This window comes from Kribbella antibiotica (genome assembly GCF_004349055.1).
GTDB classification, from domain to species: Bacteria; Actinomycetota; Actinomycetes; order Propionibacteriales; family Kribbellaceae; genus Kribbella; species Kribbella antibiotica.
Map to the genome: position 1 here is coordinate 21,399 of NZ_SMKX01000119.1, position 7,095 is coordinate 28,493.

A 7,095-nucleotide genomic window follows, 5' to 3' on the forward strand; every position below is an offset into this window, starting at 1 on the left:
CCACCGGGTTGTGGGTGGGCCAACCGCATGCAGTGGGCTCACCCACAACGGAATGGGTCAGCCCATCAAATGGGGCGCTGCTGCGGTTAGGCCTCGGCGTCCGCTACCGGGGCCTCGACCTGACGGGGTTTTCGTCTGGGTAAGGGGCGGCGTGGTTCGGGTTCCTGGTCGTTGCCGGCGAGGTGGTTGATGACGGCGTTGAGGACTGCTGCAGTCGGTACGGCGATCAGGGCGCCGACGATGCCCGCGATCACTACGCCGGTGGCGATGGCGAGGATGACTGCCAACGGGTGGACGCTGACGGCGCGGCCGAGCAGGAAGGGCTGCAGGACATGCGACTCGAGCTGCTGTACGCCGATCACGACCGCCAGCATGATGATGGCGACGACCGGGCCCTTGGCAACGAGGGCGACGAGGACCGCGACGATGCCGCTGATGAGGGCACCGATGACGGGGATGAAGGAGCCGACGAAGACCAGGATGCCGATCGCGCCGACCAGCGGGAGGCCGAGGATGGCTGCGCCGACCGAGATGCCGACAGCGTCGACCGCGGCGACGATGATCGTGGCGCGGACGAAGGCGGTCAGCGAGACCCAGGCCTTGCGGCCGGACGAGTCGGCCTTGTCCCGGGCCCGGCGCGGGAAGAGCCGGACCAGCCAGGCCCAGATCTTGTCGCCCTGGTAGAGGAAGAAGAACAGGCAGAACAGCGAGATGAACAGGCCGGCGACCACGTGCGTGGCGGTCGAGCCGACCTCGGCTGCGCGCTGACCGAGCGCGCCGCCCGAGGTGATCGTGTCCTGGAGTTGCTTGAAGGCACCGGTGATGTCTTTGTCGGTCAGGCCGAAGTTCAGCCGGGCGAGCTCGCGCAGCTTCTGCACGCCTTCGCCGACCTGCGTCGACAGACTCTGGAACTGCCCGGCGATCTGCGTTCCGACCAGGGTCAGCAGACCGGCGACCAGCACGATCGTCGTGACCACCGTGATGCCGGCCGCCGCCCCGCGCGGGAGGCGTAGCTTCTGCAGGCCGTTGGTGATCGGTATCAGCAAGGCGGTCAGCAGGATGCCAACAGTCACCGGTACGACGACCTCGGACAGATACTGCATCACGAACCCGATCACGGCCACGGCGGCGACGATCACCAGGAACCGCCAGGACCAGGCGCTCGCGATCTGCATTCCCGGCGTGACCCCGGTGTCGATCGGCCCGCGGCTCGAGGCCGCGACCACGTGATCGGCCGGAACCGTGTCGGCGGTCTCGTCGACCACCTCGTTGTCAGCGACGGGACTCTCGTCCTTGGCCTTGCCGTCCTCGCTCATGCAGTGAGACTAACGAACAGCAGAAGGCCGGTACGCCAAGCGCACCGGCCTTCATGACGAGCTACTGAAAAATCACGACATCGCGCGTTCGAGGTCCTCGAGGAGGTCCTCGACGGTCTCGATCCCGACACTCAGCCGAATCAGGTCGGACGGAACCTCGAGCGGCGTACCGGCGACCGAGGCGTGCGTCATCTTGCCCGGGTGCTCGATCAGCGACTCGACACCACCGAGCGACTCGCCCAGCGTGAAGACCTCGGCCTTGTTGCAGATGTCGAGCGCCTGCGCCTCGCCACCGGTGACGCGGAACGACACGATGCCGCCGTACCGCTTCATCTGCTTGGCAGCGGTCTCGTGGCCGGGGTGGCCCTCGACGCCCGGGTAGAGGACCTTGCTGACGGACTTGTGCCGCTGCAGGAACTCGACGACCTTCTCGGCGTTGTCGCTGTGCCGATCCATCCGTACGCCGAGGGTCTTGATCCCGCGCAGTACCAGGAATGAGTCGAACGGCCCGGCGACTGCACCGATCGCGTTCTGGTGGAAACCGATCTTCTCGGCCAGCTCGGCGTCGCGGACGATCAGTGCGCCACCGACGACGTCGGAGTGCCCACCCATGTACTTCGTGGTCGAGTGCACGACGACATCCGCGCCCAGCTCCAGCGGCTGCTGCAGGTACGGCGAGGCGAACGTGTTGTCGACGACCAGCAGTGCGCCCGCGTCATGCGCGATCTGGGCGACGATGGCGATGTCGGCGACGTTCAGCAGCGGGTTGGTCGGAGTCTCCAGCCAGACCACCTTGGTCTTGCCCGGGCGGATCGCAGCGCGGATCGCCTCCGGGTTGGTGACCGCGGCCGGCGTCATCTCGACACCCCACGCGCCCAGCACCTTCGAGAACAGCCGGAAGGTGCCGCCGTACGCGTCGTCGGGGAACACCACGTGGTCGCCGGGCACACACAGCGACCGGATCAGCGTGTCCTCGGCGGCCAGGCCGCTCGCGAACGCGAAACCGCGGGTGCCCGCCTCGACTGCCGCCAGACACTCCTCCAGCGCGGTGCGGGTCGGGTTCGCGGAACGGGAGTACTCGTACCCGTTGCGCAGACCGCCGACGCCGTCCTGCTTGTAGGTGCTGGTCGCGTAGATCGGCGGGACGACTGCGCCAGTGGTCGGGTCAGGCTCATTCCCGGCGTGGATGGCGAGCGTCTCGAAGCCGTAGTGGTGTTCGGAGTTCACCGGACCAGCGTACGGCCTGGTCTGCCGTACTCCGAACCTCGGCTCGGTCGTGAGACATCGCCCCGGAAACCCGGGATCCAAGTTATCCACAGATCCGTCGAACCCCCTGGTGAGTGACCCACGCGGCCGCCTACGGTTGCTGGCAGTAGTTGACGGATACAGAGAGACGGGTACGCGATGAGGACGCAGGACAGGCCATTGGACCAGGACGACCTGGCGCTGGCCGATCTCGCCGAGATCCAGGACTGGACCGTGATCGCGGGTCCCGACGGCGACGAGTCCGGTCCGGAGGTCGTGCGGGCGCTGGTCCACCGCGTGATGGGGCAGACCGCCTGGCAGCCCTGGCCGCTCCAAGCGGGCGAGACGATCGCCGACGAGATGGTCTCCTGGGGCTTCGTGACACCACGCCGTACGACGCTCATCGTGTTCGACGGCCTGGTGTTCGCCGACTGCCCGGACAGTGGCTGGTCCGCGTTCGAGATCGGACCGGACGACATCGGGGCCGCCGAGGCCGGTCTGGATGCGCACTGGCCGGACCATCTGGCGCTGGTGACGCGGCACTTCGGTCAGCCGGACTACGTCGGTGACGACAGCAACCCGGACTTCGACGACGAGTGGGCGCCGGGTGCCGGCGCGGACCACCGTCATCTGGCGGTGTGGATGCGGCCTGGCGCTGAGCTGCGGCTCTACAGCATCCGTCCGTCCAAGGACCCGTTGACCACCGCAGTTGGCGTCAGCTACGCCATGTACCTCGACTAGGAGAGCTGATGAGCGAGAACCCGCCCGAGTTCACCAGGCCGCAGCTCCGTCGTCTCAACCGCGAGTACCGCAAGGCCGGACGCCAAGGCACGAAGGACCTCAAGGCCGCGTTCGCCATGGCGCGCAAGGACGTCAAGAACATGGATCCGGCGCTCCGCGAAGGCATCGGCCGCGCCAACCTGTCCGTCGGCGACCTCAGCGCGATGGCTCAGCGCAGCGTCAGTGGGGTGCACAGCGGAAACGCCCGCGCTGAGCTCGGCGCACTGGGTCGGGCTGCGCAGGATCGCGGCACTGGTCCGCGGAATCAGTCGACTTCGCTGGTTGGCATGCTGTCTAACGCGGTGTCGCGGTGGAGCGACATGCGTCGCGGCACCAAGATGCTGAAGGCTGCCTACGCGCAAGCGGCCAAGGACGCCAAGACGATGGACCCCGTCGTGCGCGCCCAGGTTGGGCACTCCACGATGACACGTGGCGACCTGGGTTACCTCGCCCAACAGAACCTGACCCAGGCGCTGCAGTCGCCTGGCGAGTTCCAGACCGGTCCCGGCCTATCGGCCGAACAGTTGGGTCCTCAGCAGGAGTCCTTCGCCCCGCAGCAAAGCGCCGAGCAGCTGCAGGCTTATCAGCAGGCGCAGCGCATGGAAGCCATCCGCAGCGAGATCGGGCAGCTACGCGAGCGGATCACTGGCCTGGAACAACAACTCGCCACGCTGGAAGCTGCCGGGAACCAGCAGCAACAGCCTGAGGTGCAGTCGCCTGAGGTGCAACAGCCCGAAGCCCCATCGGCCGAGACGCAGTCCCCCACCGCTGAGCAGCCTGCGGTCGAGCAGCCTGCGGCTCAGTCACCCGCGGCTGAGCAACACGTTGGGCAGCACGAGGTTGTGCCGACCGATCGGGCAGAGGCGCAGCAGTGGGCTGAGTCCGCCACCGGCGAGCAGCCGACACAGCAGCCCGCGCAGCCCGAGGCGCAGCAGCCGGGCGAACCGCAGTCGCCGCAACAGCCCGCCGTACAAGGCGAATCGGCTCAGCCTCGGGGGACGGCGCAGCCGGTATTCCAGGCGGCGGGTGAGCAGCCGACGACCCAGCCTGGGCAGCCGGGACGACCTGCTGTCGAGCAGCCGGCGTTCCAGGCCGCAGGTGAGCAGCCGAATGAGGCGGCTCGGAAGGCTGAGGCCACCCGGGCTGCGGCTGCTGCGTTCGACGGCACGGCCGGCGTCCGGCCGAGTACGCCGGAGCTAGCCGCTAAGACTGCACAGGCCGACCCGAACAAGGCAGACCGCAGTACAGGCCAGACCACCCATCAGAAGAACGACCCCAACGGGAGAACGAGCCGATGAAGACAGCGGACCGGCCGCTCGACGACGACGACCTGGCCATGGCCGACCTGGCCGAGATCACCGACTGGAGCTCCGTAGGCGGCCCCGACACCGATGCCGCCGGCCCCGCCCACGTCCGAGCGCTCGTCCAACGAGTCACCGACGCCACCGGCTGGCAACCGGTACCGCTCGGTCAGGGCGAGGAGATCGACGCCACGATGTGCTCGTGGGCGTTCACCACCAAGCGCGGCAGCACGCTCGTCGCGTACGACGGCCTGGTGTTCGCCGACACTCGCAACAGCGGCTGGGTCGGGTACGAGGTCAAGCCGGAGGACATGGCCGAAGCCGCAACTGGTATCGACGCAGCCTGGCCGGACCACCTCGCACTGGCGCGCAAGCACTGGGGCGAGCCCGACCACCTCGGTGACTACACCGATCCGCGCTTCCTCAAGAGGTGGACCCCCAACGGGTTCGGGCCTCGGCGGCACGTCGCCGTTTGGCTGCGCTCCGGCGCACAGATCCACCTGTTCAGCGACCAGCCGGCCCAGAACCCGCTGACGCGCACGGTGAATGTCGGCTACGCGGTCTACATCGACTAGGAGGTCGACCATGAGCACGCCACACCAAGGACCGCAGGGTCACTGGCAGCAGGGAGATATGGACGCGGCCGTTCGCTGGCTCTCGAGTCTGGACCAGGCGGATCAGGTAGCACTGCGCCGGTCGATGCAGACGCAGCGGGCACTCGCCCCGATCTACAACGCCGTCAACCGTTCGATCGAATTCACGCGCCAGGCCGGCCGGAGTCTCAGCGAGGGCGCACAGTCGCTCGTCTCGCAGACCCAGCAGTACGGCCGCGACGCCGCCGCCTGGGCAACCCGGACTGGGGCAGACCTGGCCGACCGCGCAGGTGTCACCGCCGCGGTGGCTGCCACGCGGGTCAGCGACGGTCTCGACAGCGCCGGCCGCGCTATCAGCACCGGCGCAACCACCACTCGCGACGCAGTCGTCTCCAGCGCCACCGCAACGCGCGACGCCGTCACTTCCGGCGCTGCCGCAACCCGGGAGGCAATCAGCACCGGCGCGGCGACCACTCGCGACGCCACGGTGTCGGCGGCTCAGGCCACTGGCCGCGCGGGTGTGCGCGCCGGCCAAGGCATCGCCGCGGCAGCAGGCCGCGTCTCCCGCTGGTTCCAGGAGAAGGTCAGCAATACGACTGGCCGCGCAGCCGCCGGCTATCACGCAATGAAGGAGTTCAGCGCGCCCGACCTGAACGCCCAGTCGGCACCCGCCCCCGGCGGCGCGCAGCTCTCCCCCACAGCGATCACCGGCATGGCTTCTCAGGTTCATGCGTATGCGACGGCTGCGTCGGCGGTTGATCGGCAGGCGGCTTTGAACTCGTTGGTCGGCTCCATGGACAAGGACAACCAGGCGATGTTGATGGCGGCACTCATCAACTCCGGGCAGGCGCCTGCGGCAGGAGCGGTCCAGGCCAAGGGGCAGGCGCCGCAGTCGCGGGGGACGGGAAACCAGCCGGAGAAAGGGCCGGAGTTGGGGAAGTAGCCTCGCCACAGACAGAAGGGCGGCGACGCCGTACTGACTTGGGAGAGCGGCGACAATGCGGAGCTGCCGATCGAGCACCGGCCGCTCGGCTAGTCGGGCTTGGATGGGAGCAGGGTGATTGCGGCGTCCAGCAGCGTGGCGTGGAGTTCGGCGTCGGAGATCTCGCCGATGGGGAGTTCGGCGGAGATGGAGGCTCCGAGGGCCTCGATCGCGGCGGCGGCGCGAATGCGGTCGACCGAGGTCGGATCGGGCCCGGCGAGCCAGACCTGGAACTGGCGGCTGGTGGTGACGATGGCCTCGATGTCTTCGTCGATGGAGGCCAGGACCGCGCCGATGTCGCGGGTCAGCGCCGGCCCGCTCGCCCGGTTCCTGATCAGCACATCCAGGTAGGAACTGAGCAGCTCCCGCGCTGCGGCCGGTGACCAGTCGAGCCCGTCGGCGCGCGCCATCACCTCGCGGATGTCGTCGACGAACGTCCCGATGATCGCGCGCAGCAGCTCCTGCTTGGACTTGTAGTGGTAGTAGAGCGACGCCTTGGTGATGCCGACCTGCTCGGCAATCTCGCGCAGGCTCGTCTTCTCGTACCCCTGCGCGGAGAACAGGTCGAGCGCGGCGTGGTGGATCTCCGCCTTGGTGTCCCGGGGATTCGTCGCGTGCTGCACGTTTCCACCCTCTCATCTTTACCCACCTACCGTGCGGCAGGTAGCCTACCTACCGACCGGCAGGTAGAGATCATGTGAGGGGTACGAGGATGTTCACCAGACTCGGACGGTTCGTCGTCCACAACCCGTGGAAGGTGATCGCTGCGTGGGTGGTCGCGGCTGTCGCCGTGCTCGCCTTCGCGCCGACACTCGGCGATGTGACCAGCAAGGACCAGACCAGCCTCCTGCCGGACAAGTACGAGTCGGTCCAGGCAC

Annotated in this window: 7 protein-coding genes; 4 read left to right on the plus strand and 3 right to left on the minus strand. The window is 68.1% G+C overall.

All coding sequences use genetic code 11. From position 1 onward, the window contains the following. Positions 1–86 precede the first annotated feature (86 nt). On the minus strand, positions 87–1,316 hold the full coding sequence (locus E1263_RS30715; protein ID WP_132173705.1) for an AI-2E family transporter: 1,230 nt from the start codon (positions 1,314–1,316) through the stop codon (positions 87–89). Positions 1,317–1,388: 72 nt separating this feature from the next. After that, on the minus strand, positions 1,389–2,543 hold the full coding sequence (locus tag E1263_RS30720) for a cystathionine gamma-synthase (protein WP_132173707.1): 1,155 nt from the start codon (positions 2,541–2,543) through the stop codon (positions 1,389–1,391). A 177-nt stretch (positions 2,544–2,720) separates the two neighbouring features. On the opposite strand from E1263_RS30720, the gene E1263_RS30725 reads away from it, so the two are divergent. The 4 genes from E1263_RS30725 to E1263_RS30740 are packed head-to-tail and all read left to right on the plus strand — an operon-like array spanning position 2,721 to position 6,178. Continuing rightward, the gene (locus E1263_RS30725) at positions 2,721–3,302 is read left to right on the plus strand and encodes a hypothetical protein (protein WP_132173709.1); all 582 of its coding nucleotides are present in this window, start codon (positions 2,721–2,723) and stop codon (positions 3,300–3,302) included. A gap of 8 nt (positions 3,303–3,310) precedes the next feature. Then, positions 3,311–4,639 carry a ribonuclease E domain-containing protein gene (locus tag E1263_RS30730; protein WP_132173711.1) on the plus strand — a complete coding sequence of 443 codons (1,329 nt, stop codon included), beginning with the start codon at positions 3,311–3,313 and terminating at the stop codon, positions 4,637–4,639. Further along, positions 4,636–5,217, plus strand: coding sequence for a hypothetical protein (locus E1263_RS30735; RefSeq protein ID WP_132173713.1), 582 nt, complete (start codon positions 4,636–4,638; stop codon positions 5,215–5,217). Before E1263_RS30730 ends, E1263_RS30735 begins: the two co-directional genes overlap by 4 nt. Positions 5,218–5,227: 10 nt before the next feature. Continuing rightward, entirely contained in the window at positions 5,228–6,178 is a 951-nt protein-coding gene (locus E1263_RS30740) for a hypothetical protein (RefSeq protein WP_132173715.1), read from the plus strand. Positions 6,179–6,267: 89 nt separating this feature from the next. On the opposite strand, the gene E1263_RS30745 is transcribed toward E1263_RS30740, so the two are convergent. After that, positions 6,268–6,840 carry a TetR/AcrR family transcriptional regulator gene (locus E1263_RS30745; RefSeq protein ID WP_132173717.1) on the minus strand — a complete coding sequence of 191 codons (573 nt, stop codon included), beginning with the start codon at positions 6,838–6,840 and terminating at the stop codon, positions 6,268–6,270. Between the last annotated feature and the right edge of the window lie 255 nt (positions 6,841–7,095).